Source organism: Pseudomonas sp. Van50, assembly GCF_055390755.1.
Genome location: NZ_AP024343.1, coordinates 2,896,337 through 2,910,885 on the forward strand (window position 1 = coordinate 2,896,337; position 14,549 = coordinate 2,910,885).

The following is a 14,549-nucleotide window of genomic DNA, read 5'->3' on the forward strand; positions in this document are numbered from 1 at the left end:
AAGGCGGTAGGGCTCAATCGTTGATATTTCCACCGCATCGTCATCGAGCGTTTCGCATCCAACTCACACGCTGCCACCCATCAAGCAGTGAGCACTCATGCACACTACAAAAACTAAGGGCGCCCACAATGTCGAACAAAAACAATAAACTGTGGTTGGTTTTAGCTATTGCTTCCCCTGCATCCGTCGCATACGCCGATATCGTAAAGGATGCAAAAGGAAGTCTGGAACTCCGTAATTTTTACTACAACCGCGATTACCGAAACGACGGGGCAACTCAATCGAAGCGGGATGAATGGGCTCAAGGTTTCATTCTTAATCTGCAGTCAGGCTTCACTGAAGGCAGGGTTGGCTTCGGTATCGATGCCCAAGGCCTTCTAGGTGTGAAGCTGGACTCGAGTTCGGATCGAACGGGTTCTGGACTCCTCGCCTACGATTCCCAGCGGAACGTCGAAGACGAATACGCAAAGATGACCTTGACCGCGAAAGCGCGTATGGGGCGAAGTGAATTGAAAATAGGCGGGCTCAGCCCGCTGATGCCCCTGCTATGGAGCAACAACAGCAGGCTGCTGCCGCAAGTGTTTCGCGGCGGCATGCTGGTATCCAATGACCTGGATCCACTCTCCATTACGGCGATAAGAGTCAATGCCGTCAGGCAGCGTAACTCCACAGACTTCGAGTCTCTAACTACATTTGGCTATCGGGCTATTGAAGCCGATCACTTCAACTATCTTGCGTTCGACTATAAGGCTCTACCCACGCTGACGCTCAGTGCGCATGCCGCACAGCTTGAGGATCTATATCGGTCGAACTTCTTTGGCATGAAGCTGAACCAACCCATCACTCACGGTAGTGTTATCGCAGACATTCGCCTGTTCGATGCGAAAGAAACCGGAGATAAGAATTTAGGGGAGGTGGACAATCGGACACTGAGTAGCTACTTCGCTTACAGCCTTCAAGGTCATACCTTAGGTGGTGGATATCAGAAAGCATGGGGCGACACCCCGTTCGCCTTTGTTAATGGAACGGACACCTATCTGTTCGCTGAGTCGCTCGCGAGCACATTTACAGCGCCCAATGAACGTATCTGGTTCGCGCGCTATGACTTCGACTTCGTAGCCGTTGGCGTTCCCGGACTTACCCTCGGCCTCAAGTATGTGAGTGGTCAAGACGTTGACCCAACGGTGCTGACGACACGCCAAGCGGCTGCGTTGAGAGCGGAAGACGAAGAGGGGAAAGAGTGGGAGCGTGTGACTGACCTTACTTACGTTGTGCAAAGCGGCCCGGCGAAAGGTGTCGCCGTGCAGTGGAGAAACTCGACCAATCGCTCGACCTACGCCGACAGCGCAAACGAAAACCGCCTCATCGTTCGTTATACGCTGAACTTCTAGTCGAGCATCGGGCGCTTTTCTCAGTCGGCTTCTTCAATGGTTCTTTCTGAGAGGGCTGGCTTTTATCGTCGCATTCAGCAGCTTTGATGCGCACAACAAGAGGTTCATCCCGCAGCTGTTGCAATCGGTTCATACAACGACAAACGCCGCTGATCCCTGGAGGGACAGCGGCGTTATTGTTTAACGCCTGAGGCTATTTGTAATGTTGCTCAAACACCGCCAATTGCTCAGGCTTGATCAACTGAAAGGGCACCCAGACGTCCGTTTCCACCGGCTCTCCCTTGATCATCTTGAGTGCTGCCTGTACCGCGCTGGTCGCCTGGGCCTTGGGGTCCTGGAACACCGAGGCGACCAGCATCCCGCGCTTGATCGCCGCCAGGCCGTCGGGCAGGCCGTCGATGCCGACGATGGCGACCTCGCCCTTGGCTTTGCCGGCCTGCTGCAAGGCCATGGCCGCACCGATGGCCATCTCGTCGTTGTTGGCGACGATGGCGTCAAACCGACTGCCGGCCAGCAACCAGTTGCTGGTCAGGTCCATCCCTTTGTTGCGCTGCCACTCGGCACTTTGCTGCTCGACGATCTTGATCCCGGGATAGTCCTTGAGCACCTGTTTGACGCCTTCGGTGCGGTCGTGGGTGGCGTTTTGCGCCAGGTCGCCCATGATGATCGCCAGATTGCCCTTGCCTCCGAGCTTTTCGGCCAGGTAGCGCATCTGCAGTTGGCCGGCCTCAATGTCATTGGACGCCACCGTAACGACGCCTTTGGGCAAGGTGCGCTCGTCCGGGTGACGGTTGACGTAGACCAGTGGCGTCTTCGCTTCGACCGCGGCGCGGGTGATGTTGGCCGTGGCGGAGGTGTCCACCGGCAGGACAATGACCGCATCCACTTTCTGGTTGATAAAGCCTTGGACCTGGTTGAGTTGGCGCACCACATCGCCTTGGGCGTCCTCGAACTGGATCTGCACGTTTTCCTTTTTCGCGGCCTCGTCCAGGCCGTTACGTACATAGGTCATGAAGTTGTCGTCGACCCTGGCGATGCTGACGCCGATGCGGTAATCGGCGGCGGCCCATTGGCTGAACAGCAACAGCAGGGTGGCGAAAAGCAGTGTGCAACGACGCATGATGGTTTTCCTTTTGTTGTTATGGGTTGTACGTCACCAAGAGATGAAAATCTGCCGCACGTTTTGAATTCGGCGCGGCTTTATCCATCAAGCGTGAAGGCCTGCCGGAAACGCTCAAGCGCGACCTCGCTGTCACCGCTGGCCCAACCTTCGAGGCCGACGACACCGCTGTATCCCATGCCGAACAGGGCCCTGGCAATGGCGGGATAGTGGATTTCACCGGTGCCGGGCTCCATGCGCCCCGGGACGTCGGCGACCTGGATTTCGCCGATGGCGTTGCCGGCGCGTTGGATCAGTTCGATCAGGTTTCCTTCACCGATCTGCGCGTGATAGAGGTCCAGGTTCATTTTCAGGTGGGGGCTGCCCACGGCTTCGATCAGCGCCAGGGTATCGTCAGCGCGGGCGAACGGCGTGCCGGGGTGGTCGACTTCGGTATTGAGGTTTTCCAGCAGGAATACCCGACCTGCGTCTTCGCCCAGGCGGGCGATTTTTTCCAGTGTCTTGCAGGCGCTCAACCACATGCGGCCGGTGGCCTGGGCCACGGGTTTGACCGGCAAGCCCTGGGCGTCCAGACCGGTGCCGTGCAGGTTCAGGCTCGGGCAACCCAATTGAGCGGCGACGGCCAAGGACTCCTGGGCGCTGTCGAGCAGCTGCCGGATCGCCTCGGGATCGGTCAGGTTGCCCGAGAGGTAGCCGGTCATGGAGGTGAAGTCCGCGCCGGTCGCGGCGAGGGCTTGGATGTCTTTGCTCGCCCAGTTCCATATCTCGACGCTGAAGCCCAACGCATGGATGCGTTTGACCCGTTCGATGAAGGGCAGGTCGATGAAAACCATCTCGGCGCTGATCGCCAGTTTGAACGGTATGAAGCTCATGAAAGCGCTCCTTGCACACGCACCGTCTTGCCCTGTTGGAAGGACTCGATACAGGCGCGGGCGATGGCCAGTGCCGCCCGCGCGTCTTCACCGCTGGCCAAGGGTTTTTCTCCACTGCGCACGCAGTTGGCGAAGTGGTTGAGCTCGGCCACATAGGCATCCCGCAGCAAGTCGGTGTCCATGCGCTGGGTGTCGGCCTGGACCCCATTGGCCAGATACCGCAGCAAGTCAGAGTCGTTGACGTTGCCCATGGTCAGCATGCCAGCGCTGCCGAACACTTCGCCGCGGACATCGTAGCCATACACGGCCTGGAAGTTGGCCTCGGCCGTGGCGATGGCACCATTGTCGAAACGGATGGTGGCCACCGCGGTGTCGAGAAAACCTTTGTCCTTGTAGGCGGGGGCGATCAGGGCATCGGCCATCACAAAGACCTCAACCGCCTCGGCACCCGGATTCAGGTAGCGCAGGGTATCGAAGTCATGGATCAGGGTTTCCAGGAAGATCACCCATTGCGGCGACGCGGCCGGGTTGTTCAGCGCCGGGTCGCGGGTCAGCGAGCGCAGCAGCTGTGGCGTACCGATCCGGCCGGCAACGACGTCCAGGTGAGCGGTGCGGAAACTTCTGGCAAAACGGCGGTTGAAGCCGACTTGGAGCGTCACTCGTGCATCGGCAGCGGCGGCGATGGCGCGGTCAGCTTCGTCCAGGGTGATGGCCATCGGTTTTTCACAGAACACCCCTTTGCCGGCCCGGGCCGCACTGATCACCAGTTCGGCATGGCTGCGTGCCGGGGCGGCAATCAGCACGGCGTCGATGTCCGGGTCATCCAGCAATTGCTGTGGATCGGCATAGACCTTCTGCACGTCCAGTTCTGCTGCCAGGCGTGCGGCCTGGCCAGGGGTAGGATCGGCGATGGCGGCGAGGCACGCGCCGGGGATGTGCCGGGCGGCGGTCAGGCCGTGAAAACTGCCCATGCGACCAGCGCCGATAAGGCCCAGGCGGAGGATCTTGGATGTGCTCATGAACATGACTCCCTTTATTGTTTTTACGACTCGGCGATAAGAATGTCCTCGTCTGTTCATCCAGGGAGCAAGCGCTGTGCCAATAGCTATCTTATTGATATTTAACGGTTTTAATTTTAATGACTGTTCAGTTGAATGACATGTCTATACTGGCATGTCGAAAATATGAACATGTGGCCGGACAATGGATCAGCAACCTGCAGCATTGAGCGCCGAAGACCGCGATTACCTCACCACCCTGGGCCCTGCGTCGTTGAACGAAGGACCCAGCACGGCGCTGGATGAGGCCTGGCGAGCGTGCTTGCGGGGGAGGTTGATCCTCCTGCCGGGATCCGCCGGGTGATTTGGGCGTCCTGGTTGCGCAGCGTCAATGCCGGCCTCGATCCGGAAGACGGCGAGTACCGTTTTGTCGCGCCTGCCGACCTGACCGCAACACTGGCCGCCAACCGGCTGCTGATCGCCGCGGCGGCGCAAGTCATGCGCGGTTTGCTCGCTTATAACCCCAGGGGCCATATCAACCTGACCGATGCCGAAGGCACGACGTTGTACTTCTGTGGCCTGGACCTCACCCCCATAGGCAGTCGACTGCTGGAATCGATACAGGGCACCAATTGCACCGGTCTGGCGATCGTCGAAGACCGTTTGGTGTATGTGCTGGCCGAGGAGAACTTCGGGCTTGGCCTGCGCCAGCGCCGCATGCATTGTGCCGCCGCGCCAATCCGCGATGCCCAGGGCCGGACGCTGGGTATGTTGACCTTGACGGCGGAGCCGGGCTGGTTTCATTTCCATACGCTGGGCACCGTCCAGGCTGCGGCCGAGGCCGTCTCCAGGCAGATGACACTGCAAGCCTTGCTCGAGGAGCAACAAACCGTCCTTGAAGTGCTCAACGAGGGGTTGGTGGTATTGGATGAGCGCGGCTGCATCAAGGCGCTCAACCATTACGCCCGACAATTGTTTCGCGTGGGGCATGACCTGCTCGGCAGTCCGTTCAAGAGCCTGGGCAAGAGCGAATTGACCGATACGGTCCTGTTCGGGGGCGGGGAAGGGGTACGGGACCTGGATTGCACCTTTGAACTGCACGACCGCAGCCATCTGGCCTGTCTGGTGTCGGTCTGCCCGCTGGAGCAAGGTGGACGGATTGTTTCGTTGCGCGAGAACCGACGCATCCGGGAAATCACCCGGCGGATCATTGGCACCCAGGCCAGCTACACCTTCGAAACCATCCTGGGCCGCTCACAGGCGATTCAGGATGCACTGCACCTGGCCCGGATCGCCAGTCGCAGTGATTCCACCACGCTGATCCTCGGTGAGAGCGGCACGGGCAAGGAACTGTTCGCCCAGGCCATCCATAATGCCAGCGACCGTAGTGGCGGGCCTTTCGTGGCGGTCAATTGCGGAGCCATTCCCCGTGACCTGGTGCAGAGTGAGTTGTTCGGTCATGTCGAAGGCGCCTTCACCGGATCGGCTCGCGGTGGGTCGGCAGGCAAGTTCGAATTGGCCGATGGCGGGACAATCTTCCTCGACGAAATCGGCGACATGTCCTTCGATGCGCAGGTCAGCTTGCTGCGTGTCTTGCAGGAAGGCGAGGTGACACGGGTGGGGGCGAAGAAATCGCTGCGGGTCAACGTCCGCATCATCGCCGCCACCCATCGCAACCTGAGCCAGGCGGTGGCCGAGGGCGCCTTTCGTGAGGACCTTTACTACCGGCTCAACGTGCTGAACCTGACGGTGCCGCCGCTGCGGATGCGCCGCGAAGATGTGCCGTTGCTGGCTCGACATTTTCTCGCGCGGTGTGCCCGGTCGCTACGCAAGACGATGCAGGACCTTTCGCCAGGGGCGCTGGAGATGCTTGGCGGCTATCACTGGCCGGGTAATGTCCGTGAGCTGGAAAACGTCATTGAGCGAGCGACCAACCTGGCGCTGACCGAACTGATCGAACCGAGCGACCTTGCGCTGGAAATCAGGCAGCGAGGACGGCCATCGCCGTGGGTAGGTGTGCCTGAGCCGCGGACGGCTCCGGACCTGGGCACTCATGAGATGAATGCCATCATCGCCGCCCTCAAGGACACGCGCGGAAATATCCGCCTGGCTGCTCAACGGTTGAATGTGTCACGTGGCGGGCTGTACAACAAAATGAGTCGATTTGGGCTCAAGGTCGATGCGTTTCGTTCGTAGCGGGTGGCGCAATGCTGACGGTGAAACGGGCGGTCAGTTTGCCGCCCGATCAACGCATTGCCTGGCCAAGTGGGGTCAGAAAACGGTTTTCTTGAAGGGGCGAACGGAGACGCCCCGATAGAACGACAAAATGGCCAGCACCTGCACGAAGACGGCTGCTGTCACGACAGCGACGATGGCGTGATTCGGATCGGTGAAGGCGGCGCGCAACAGGCCAAAAAAGGCCGGGGCGAAGGCGTAGGTGGCCTGGCTGATCGCAACCATCAGGGCGATCACCCTGGCGGTGTGTTCACGACTGAACTCAGCCTGTGCTATCAGCGGCGGCAAGGAGGTGGCATTGCCAATGCCCGAACCGATCAGCACCACGGCTATCCAGGCCACTGTCGGGTGAAGGTCCAGGCCCAGAAGCATCAGCGTGCCCAGCATCTGGACGGTATAACCAAGGCAAGCCAGCTGTCGGCGATTCATACCTTGGGTCATCAAGCGTGCGGCGACATATCGCCCGCCTATCGCACTGGCGGTGGCCAGCCCCATGGCGAATGAGGCGTCATGCGCCCCCATGCGTCCCACCAGGATCGAGTACAGGTGCGCGATCAAGCCGATCTGGGCGAACAGCCCCAAGGACATGCCGGCTGCCAGGGTGCGGAAACTGGCCGACCTGAGCGTCTGCATGACGGTCCACGGCGCGGCGCTGGCGCTGATTGGCACGGGGGCCGGCGGGGCTGAATTGTCGGGATGTTGTCCCTGGCTTTGTGGGGTTTTGTTGAAAACCAGAAAGGCGAAAGCGCCTATGAGCAGCACCGCGATGACGCTGATCAGCGCCGCCGCCGGGGCAAAGCCGAAACGCTCGATCAGCCACACCCACAGCGGCGAAAAGATCACGCCTCCCAGGCTGGCGCCGTTATAGGCCTTGCCCAAGGCCTTGGGTCTTTCCTTGACGTACCACGGCGCGATGAGGGTGTTAACGGCCGCGGCCCCCAATGTCACCCAGCCGATACCCGAGCATACGGCGCCGGCATACAGCACCCAGGGCTGGTTGGCCTGCGCCCAGAGGTTCACGCCGATGCCCAGGACGATGCTGCCAAGCAAGGTGATGGCGGGGATGCCGAAGCGTGCATAAAGGCGTGGCAGGTTGGCGATGACCATCGTGCCGCTGAGAAAGTGCAAGGTCACGGCAGCCGAGACTTGGGCGATTGGCCAACCCGTGCGCTCAATGACCGCCTGCATGTAAATCGGCGGGCCATAGAAGCCGATTCCCCAACCGATCATCGCCAGGATGAACGTGCAGGCCAGTACGGTTTTGCCAAAAAAACGGGTGTGTGTCATCGCCATCTCCTCCAGGGTGGCTCACAGACTATGCGCGCGACAGGTTCCTCACTTCGTGGTGCGTCGAACAATGGATGTCGAGCACGATTGCTTGTCCAGATCCAGGCCGGGCGCGACAAGGGTGGGTTTTCAGCGATCCGGAACCGATCAGGGGGCCGGGGCAGAAAGGATGTTACAAACTTGCTATTTCCCTTTCGGGCCGATGACAGCAGAGCCGACTATCCTTGCGGACACTGAACGTAAACACTGCATCCATAAAAAAAGAGACGCCATGTCACATTATGATCGCGCCATAGGCTCCAGGCCCGGCATCTCACGCGGTGATCGAAGCTGTTTGACCAGGTCCCGGTTGCTCCGGATAGTTTCAATGACGATGCTCTGTCTTTTCACGGCAACGCCTGGGTATGCCCAGGACCTGCCCGCCGCGACGGACACGACGGTGACGGTGGCTCAAGCGCAGGAAATGGTGGCCAGGGCCACCCTCGGCGCCGTTCCCTGGAGCGGCCCCGAGTCCGGTCCGCCCGCCCAGCGCGGCAAGAGCATCGCCATTGTCGCGGAAGATATGCGCAACGGCGGCATTGTCGGCGTGGCCCAGGGCGCCCGCGAGGCCGCCAAGGCGATGGGCTGGACGCTGAGGGTATTCGATGGCGCTGGATCCTCGGCCGGGCGTGCAAAGGCCTTTGCCGACGCCCTGGCGGCGAACCCCGATGGGCTCATTCTGTGTGGCGCCGATGCCCTTGAAAACAAGACGGCGCTGGCTGTCTTCGCCGACAAGGGCGTGCCGGTGGTGGGCTGGCACGCCGGGGAGCGCCCCGGACCGATTGTTGGCACGCCGATGGCCATGAATGTCACGACCGACCCGCTCGAAGTGGCTCGCATCACGGCCATGGCGGCAGTGGCACAGTCGAACGGAAAGGCCGGCGTGGTGATACTGACCGACTCCAGGTACAGCATCGCCATGGCGAAGGCCAAGGCCATGGAAAGCGTCATTCGGGCCTGTCGGGAATGCTCGTTGCTGGAGATGCGCGATGTCGCGATCTCCGAAAGTCGCGAGAAGATGCCGGCGATCACCACGGAACTGCTTCAGCGCCATGGCAAGCGTTGGACCCACACACTGGCCATCAACGACATCTATTTCGACTATGCGGTTGCCACCTTGGCCAGCGCCGCGATACCCCGCGACGGCATCAGTCTGTTGTCTGCCGGTGACGGTAGCGCTTCGGCGTTCTTGCGCATACAGGAAAAAAACTACCAGACCGTCACCGTGGCCGAACCGCTCAATGTGCATGGCTGGCAAGTGATCGATGAATTGAACCGACTGATGGCAGGCCAGCCGGTGAGCGGCTTCGTGGCACCGGTTCACTTGGTCAATGCCGACAATATCGCTTTGGACGGCGGGACGAAGCTGCTGTACGACCCAAGCAATGGTTATCGAGACATCTATCGATTCCAGTGGAATCCCTGAGCGTTGCACATGGTTTCACGGCAGGGGGGCCTGGGGCTTCCAGGCTGCCAACGCTCCGTCGAAAAATAATCTCGTCGACCTGTCGATTTGGACCATTGCCATTCGATTAGCCCGTAGAGCCGCCACAAGGGTGGCCATTCTCAGGAGATACGAGCATGCGATTTATGGTGATCGTCAAGGCCAGTCCGGAATCGGAAGCCGGAGAAATGCCCAGCGAAGAACTGCTGGCCGCCATGGGCGCCTACAACGAAGAGTTGGTCAAGGCCGGGGTGATGCTCGCCGGTGAAGGCCTGCATCCCAGTGCCGAAGGCGTGCGTGTGCAGTTTTCCGGCAATAACCGGACTGTCGTCGATGGGCCCTTTGCTGAGACCAAGGAGCTGATCGCCGGCTTCTGGATCTTCAAGGTCCAGTCATTGCAGGAGGCCATCGATTGGGTCAAGCGTTGCCCGAATCCGATGGTCAGCGACAGCGAAATCGAAATCCGCCAGATCTTCGAACTCGAGGAGTTCGGCGAGTCCTTTACCCCCGAATTGCGCGAGCAGGAAGAACGCTTGCGGGCGCAGATGGCCGGTCAATCGTGACGCCGACGACAGGAGAACCCAGCATGAGAATCATCCCGTACCTGACCTTCAACGGCCGCTGCAAGGAAGCCTTTGCATTTTACAAGGACGTGCTTGGCGGCGATCTGTTTTCCATGTCCTATGCCGAGGCGCCCGAGGACGTCGGCATGCCCAAGGACGCGAACCTGATCATGCACGCCTGCCTGACCGTGGGCAATTTCAGCCTGATGGCGTCCGACTGCCCACCGGGCCAGCCGTATAGCAAACCACAAGGCGTATCGATTTCCCTCAATGTCGACAGCGTGAAGGAGGCCGAGCGGCTGTTCGAGCGCTTGAGTGAGGACGGACACGTACAGATGCCCTTGGACAAGACCTTCTGGGCGGAACGCTTCGCCATGTTCGAGGACCGTTTCGGAATCGCCTGGATGGTCAATTGCGAGGGCCAGCCATAAGTCGAACGCTGCCTGGTCGCGATGCGCCGCCTGGCCCTTGGCAGCGCTCGCGACATGCCTTACTTCCTGCCCATGGATTGACGATTCTGGCGAGTACGCTTGCCAGGTTTTCCCTCCATCGTGTGAACCTTGCGCCAATACTGCGTTCACTTATTGAGTTGCCGCTTTACATGACCCTGTGGGAGCGAGCTTGCTCGCGATGACGGAGCGTCAGTCTCTATCCCTGTCACTGATCCACCGTCATCGCGAGCAAGCTCGCTCCCACAGGGGGCAGTCTGAATCTGACGGTGGCCCCAGTGCCGATAAGGACTTCGCATGCACCCAACCTCATCCACATTCCCCTTGAACGCCACAGTCGAACGCGAGCTCAGCCCGCGCGCGGTCAGCACGGGGATCGTCCTCGGTATCCTGCTGACACCTTCCAATGTCTACGCCGGGTTGAAGATCGGTTGGTCGTTCAACATGTCGATCATTGCCTTGCTGATCGGCTATGGCATCTGGCAAGGCTTGGCCAGTCGATCAGTGGGGCGACTGCCCTGGACCCTGCACGAAAGCAACATCAACCAGACGGTGGCTTCTGCCGCGGCGTCGATCATTTCCGGTGGGCTGGTCGCGCCCATCCCGGCCTACACCCTGCTGACCGGCCAGCAGTTGGATGCCATTCCCATGGTGGCCTGGGTTTTTTCGGTGAGTTTCCTGGGGATCTGGATCGCCTGGTACCTGCGACCCTCACTGCTCAATGACAAGGCGCTGAAATTTCCCGAAGGCATGGCGACCCTGGAAACGCTGCTGCACATCTACAACCACGGCCACGAGGCCGCGACGCGTTTGAAGGTGCTGCTCGGCGCCGCGTTGCTGTCCGGGCTGGTCAAGGCGGTCGACACCTTCATGTGGGCCATCCCGCGCTGGTCTCCGAGTGCTCAACTGGAGCGCCTGACCTTTACCGCGGACCCTTCGCTGCTATTGGTGGGGTTCGGCGGGATCATCGGTATTCGCGTGGGCCTGACCCTGCTGCTCGGTGCTGTGCTGGCGTGGGGCGGGTTGGCGCCGTGGCTGTTGGACCAGGGCCTGGTGCAGTTGCCGCACGGCAGCAGCGGCCCGCAGTTCGCGGCGCTGGTGGAGTGGTTACTGTGGCCGGGGGTGAGCCTGATGGTCTGTTCGACCCTGGCCTCACTGGCGATTCGCTTGTGGGCATTGCACCGGTCCACCAAGGCGGGCGGCGGGGCGATCTGGACGATACCCAAGCCTGGGCCTGCCGCCGGTTTCGCACTGTCGATCCTCCTGGTGGTCAGCCTGCAAGTGCTGTTGTTCGGTATCAACCCGTGGATGGCCTTGTTGACCATTCCCCTGGCGATCTGCCTGGCGGCGGTGGCGGCCCGGGTGGTCGGCGCCACGGGTATTCCGCCAATCGGGGCCATCGGGCAATTGTCCCAACTGAGTTTCGGCATCGTCGCCCCGGGCCAGGTGCCGATCAACCTGATGAGCGCCAATACCGCTGGTGGTTCGGCCGGGCAGTGCACCGACTTGATGAACGACTTCAAGGTCGGCCGGGCGATTGGCGCCACGCCGCGCAAGCAATTGATCGCCCAGACCCTGGGTATTTTCATCGGTAGCATCGTCGGCGTGCTGGCCTATCTGGCCCTGATCCCGGATCCGCAAACCATGCTGCTCACCGAAGAGTGGCCGGCCCCGGCGGTCGCCACCTGGAAGGCCGTGGCGCAAACCCTGACCCTGGGTCTGGATTCATTGTCAGCGAGCATTCGCTGGGCGATTTTCATCGGCGGCCTGGTGGGTTTGTTGTTGGGGATCCTCGACAGCCTGCTGCCAGCGCATCGGGCCCGCTACCTGCCGAGCACGGCGGCCCTGGGCCTGGCCTTCGTCCTGCCGGCCTCCGTGTCCTTGATGATGGCGCTCGGTGCGGTGCTGACGTGGCTGGTGAGCTGTCGCTGGCCGAGCCTCACCGAACGCTTCGCCATTACCGCGGCGGCGGGGTTGATTGCCGGGGAGAGCATTACCGGAGTGGGGGCGTCGTTGTGGCAGATGCTTGGGGATGGGTGAGTAGACACCCATCGCCCAATCGTGCCGTCGCCCCGAAGGTTCAAGCCCTGGCCGCGTACCGGAGCCTGGATTTCACCCCTGTCATGCAGTGCGACCGCCGAGCACTTCAGCCACCCAGTCGGCGATGTACTGGCCGGCATTGATACTGTTGTCGAAACTCGAATGCTGCACGCCACCCTCACGTTCGGTGAAGACTTTCAGCTCGCGCTTCGGACTGTTGACCAACTGCTCGTAGGTGCGGTGTGCCCATTTCAGTGGAATCTGCGAATCCTTTTCACCGTGGGTGACCAGGAAAGGCACCTTGATGCGATCCAGAATACCGTCCAGATGGACATTCTCGGCAATGGCCATGAACTCGTCGGTGTCCTTGGCGCCCCAGACCCAAGCCACGTGCGACCAGTAATGCGGCACCGGGAAGCTGCCTTCTTTCTCCAGGCGGCGTTTCTGTACTTCGCGCCAGTCGTGGTTGGCGCCCCACACCACACCGCACGCGAAGCGTGGCTCGAAGGCGACCGCGCGCGGACAGTAATAGCCGCCAAGCGACACACCTTCCAGGCCAATGCGTTTGGCGTCGACATCGTCGCGGGTCTCCAGCCAATCCACCACACGACTGGCCCAGTGCTCGCTGTCAAAACGCGCCGTCAGGTGATGCAGGCGCAGCGCCTCGCCCGTGCCGGGCTGGTCGATGATCAATGACGACACGCCACGTTTGGCCAGCCAGGCGGGCAGGCCGACGCGGTATTTCATTTCTTTGGTGGAATCCAGTCCATTGACCTGCACCAAAATCGGCGCTGGGCCGCTGACGCCTTCGGCACGGACCAGCAGACCGGATATGTGTTTGCCTTCGTAAGGGATTTCAACGCGCTCGCAGTTTTCTCGTGCCAGCTCGATGCCGCGTTGGAAGGTGTGCAGAAAGCGTTGGTACAGCTGCGTACGGCCAGGGGCACCATGGGCCTGCAGGCGTTCGCAGCTCAGGTAGTAGGTGGCGGCGCGGTTGTATTTTTCACCGGCAGACAACATTCGACCCTTGCCTTCGTCTTCTTCTGCCAGGCCGCACAGCTTGTCGGCCATGTTCGCCCAGGTCTCACGAAAGGCTTTGCTGCCGGCGGCGTCCGGTTGCTTGGCGGCCTCTTGCAGCGGCGCGCACATTTCCTCGATTTCGCCGATGCGGGCGCCCATTTCAATGGCCAGGTCGACGGAAAGATTCCACACGTAGTTGGTCGGGAAGTAGCGAAACATGATGGTGATTGTCCTTGTGCAAGCAAAGGCAGGCGGCCAGGTCCGGGCGGAGATCGCCAGCCCTGGCGGTTCGAAGCAGGCTAAGGGGAGGACCATTGTTTGGCCAATCGCGAGTCGGGATGGGAGGTATTGCGAACGGAGATAGAGCGTATGTGCGCCGTCGACCCAGGAGGTTTTTCCTCTCCGATCAAGCCGCGAATCCGGATACCTACCATCGTACTTTGCGATTGCTCATAACGCAGGATGCGATTGGTGTCATTGGGGGACGACTCACTAGAGTTGGCGCTGCACCGCGCCGTTGGTTGGCGCCTCGGGCGTACAAAACAACAAGAAAAAGGATTGGCAGATGAGTGAGTCCCATTGCGGCACAACGATCAGCCCGGGCGCCAAGGGCAGGCTGTTTTTCCACGACCGTGCGAGGAGTCGGGCATGCTCGTACTGAATCGCGTGCTCGCGAATCTGTCGGTGGGGGCCAAGCTGTCGCTGGGGTTCGGCCTGGTGCTGCTGGTGACTCTGGGGGTAGCGCTCACGGCTTTTCGTTCCCTGGGTGTGCTGCAGCAGCGCGGTGAGCAATCGCGTCAGGAGTCATCGATCCAGGCACTGATCCTGCGTGCGCGTATCGCCGAGAAGGCATTTGCCCTGGATCTCGCTCCGCAGCGCCTGGACCAGGTCCGCGAGACGATCGGCAAACTGAATCAACAACTCGATGATGATCCGGCCAACAGCGCAGCGCGCGCCAGCGTACGCACGGCCGTCAGCGCCTATCTGGAGCAGTTCCTCGGCTATGCCGATTCGTTGCGCCGGGCTCGCGAAGCGCGATTGCGCATGCAGGCACTGGCGCAGACCGCTGGTGACAGTTTTACCCTGCTGTT

10 protein-coding genes and 1 pseudogene are annotated in these 14,549 nt (G+C 60.8%); 6 read left to right on the forward strand and 5 right to left on the reverse strand.

Going from position 1 to position 14,549, the window contains the following annotated elements:
- Positions 1-128 precede the first annotated feature (128 nt).
- Positions 129-1,391, forward strand: a complete 1,263-nt coding sequence (locus tag ACZ5M5_RS12725; protein WP_464739133.1) for an OprD family porin — start codon at positions 129-131, stop codon at positions 1,389-1,391.
- A gap of 193 nt (positions 1,392-1,584) precedes the next feature.
- On the opposite strand, the gene ACZ5M5_RS12730 is transcribed toward ACZ5M5_RS12725, so the two are convergent.
- The 3 genes from ACZ5M5_RS12730 to ACZ5M5_RS12740 all read right to left on the reverse strand — a co-directional run bounded on the left by ACZ5M5_RS12730 (position 1,585) and on the right by ACZ5M5_RS12740 (position 4,402).
- Positions 1,585-2,511 (reverse strand): sugar ABC transporter substrate-binding protein, encoded by a 927-nt coding sequence (locus tag ACZ5M5_RS12730; protein ID WP_092142343.1) that lies wholly within the window; start codon positions 2,509-2,511, stop codon positions 1,585-1,587.
- Between the two features lie 80 nt (positions 2,512-2,591).
- Complete coding sequence (locus ACZ5M5_RS12735) at positions 2,592-3,383, reverse strand: TIM barrel protein (RefSeq protein ID WP_103308128.1); 792 nt, start codon at positions 3,381-3,383, stop codon at positions 2,592-2,594.
- Positions 3,380-4,402: a Gfo/Idh/MocA family oxidoreductase gene (locus ACZ5M5_RS12740; RefSeq protein ID WP_464739134.1), complete on the reverse strand. Its 1,023-nt coding sequence runs from the start codon at positions 4,400-4,402 to the stop codon at positions 3,380-3,382. Before ACZ5M5_RS12740 ends, ACZ5M5_RS12735 begins: the two co-directional genes overlap by 4 nt.
- Positions 4,403-4,586: 184 nt before the next feature.
- Here ACZ5M5_RS12740 and ACZ5M5_RS12745 point away from each other — a divergent pair.
- Positions 4,587-6,577, forward strand: a pseudogene (locus tag ACZ5M5_RS12745) (sigma-54-dependent Fis family transcriptional regulator).
- Positions 6,578-6,652: 75 nt separating this feature from the next.
- Here ACZ5M5_RS12745 and ACZ5M5_RS12750 read toward each other — a convergent pair.
- Entirely contained in the window at positions 6,653-7,903 is a 1,251-nt protein-coding gene (locus ACZ5M5_RS12750; RefSeq protein ID WP_464739135.1) for an MFS transporter, read from the reverse strand.
- A gap of 445 nt (positions 7,904-8,348) precedes the next feature.
- Between ACZ5M5_RS12750 and ACZ5M5_RS12755 the strand changes: the two genes are divergently transcribed.
- The 4 genes from ACZ5M5_RS12755 to ACZ5M5_RS12770 all read left to right on the forward strand — a co-directional run bounded on the left by ACZ5M5_RS12755 (position 8,349) and on the right by ACZ5M5_RS12770 (position 12,438).
- Positions 8,349-9,368, forward strand: coding sequence for a substrate-binding domain-containing protein (locus tag ACZ5M5_RS12755; RefSeq protein ID WP_464739357.1), 1,020 nt, complete (start codon positions 8,349-8,351; stop codon positions 9,366-9,368).
- A 155-nt stretch (positions 9,369-9,523) separates the two neighbouring features.
- Positions 9,524-9,949, forward strand: a complete 426-nt coding sequence (locus tag ACZ5M5_RS12760) for a YciI family protein (RefSeq protein WP_464739136.1) — start codon at positions 9,524-9,526, stop codon at positions 9,947-9,949.
- Between the two features lie 23 nt (positions 9,950-9,972).
- Positions 9,973-10,380, forward strand: a complete 408-nt coding sequence (locus tag ACZ5M5_RS12765; RefSeq protein ID WP_464739137.1) for a VOC family protein — start codon at positions 9,973-9,975, stop codon at positions 10,378-10,380.
- 315 nt (positions 10,381-10,695) lie between these two features.
- Positions 10,696-12,438 (forward strand): OPT family oligopeptide transporter, encoded by a 1,743-nt coding sequence (locus tag ACZ5M5_RS12770; protein WP_464739138.1) that lies wholly within the window; start codon positions 10,696-10,698, stop codon positions 12,436-12,438.
- An 81-nt stretch (positions 12,439-12,519) separates the two neighbouring features.
- On the opposite strand, the gene ACZ5M5_RS12775 is transcribed toward ACZ5M5_RS12770, so the two are convergent.
- The gene (locus tag ACZ5M5_RS12775) at positions 12,520-13,677 is read right to left on the reverse strand and encodes an alpha/beta hydrolase family protein (RefSeq protein ID WP_464739139.1); all 1,158 of its coding nucleotides are present in this window, start codon (positions 13,675-13,677) and stop codon (positions 12,520-12,522) included.
- Positions 13,678-14,549 lie beyond the last annotated feature (872 nt).

Bases quoted from the DNA above. Each gene is read 5' to 3' on its own strand.
- ACZ5M5_RS12725 (WP_464739133.1), top strand. From the start codon at position 129: ATGTCGAACAAAAACAATAAACTGTGGTTGGTTTTAGCTATTGCTTCC.
- ACZ5M5_RS12730 (WP_092142343.1), bottom strand. From the start codon at position 2,511: ATGCGTCGTTGCACACTGCTTTTCGCCACCCTGCTGTTGCTGTTCAGC.
- ACZ5M5_RS12735 (WP_103308128.1), bottom strand. From the start codon at position 3,383: ATGAGCTTCATACCGTTCAAACTGGCGATCAGCGCCGAGATGGTTTTC.
- ACZ5M5_RS12740 (WP_464739134.1), bottom strand. From the start codon at position 4,402: ATGAGCACATCCAAGATCCTCCGCCTGGGCCTTATCGGCGCTGGTCGC.
- ACZ5M5_RS12750 (WP_464739135.1), bottom strand. From the start codon at position 7,903: ATGACACACACCCGTTTTTTTGGCAAAACCGTACTGGCCTGCACGTTC.
- ACZ5M5_RS12760 (WP_464739136.1), top strand. From the start codon at position 9,524: ATGCGATTTATGGTGATCGTCAAGGCCAGTCCGGAATCGGAAGCCGGA.
- ACZ5M5_RS12765 (WP_464739137.1), top strand. From the start codon at position 9,973: ATGAGAATCATCCCGTACCTGACCTTCAACGGCCGCTGCAAGGAAGCC.
- ACZ5M5_RS12770 (WP_464739138.1), top strand. From the start codon at position 10,696: ATGCACCCAACCTCATCCACATTCCCCTTGAACGCCACAGTCGAACGC.
- ACZ5M5_RS12775 (WP_464739139.1), bottom strand. From the start codon at position 13,677: ATGTTTCGCTACTTCCCGACCAACTACGTGTGGAATCTTTCCGTCGAC.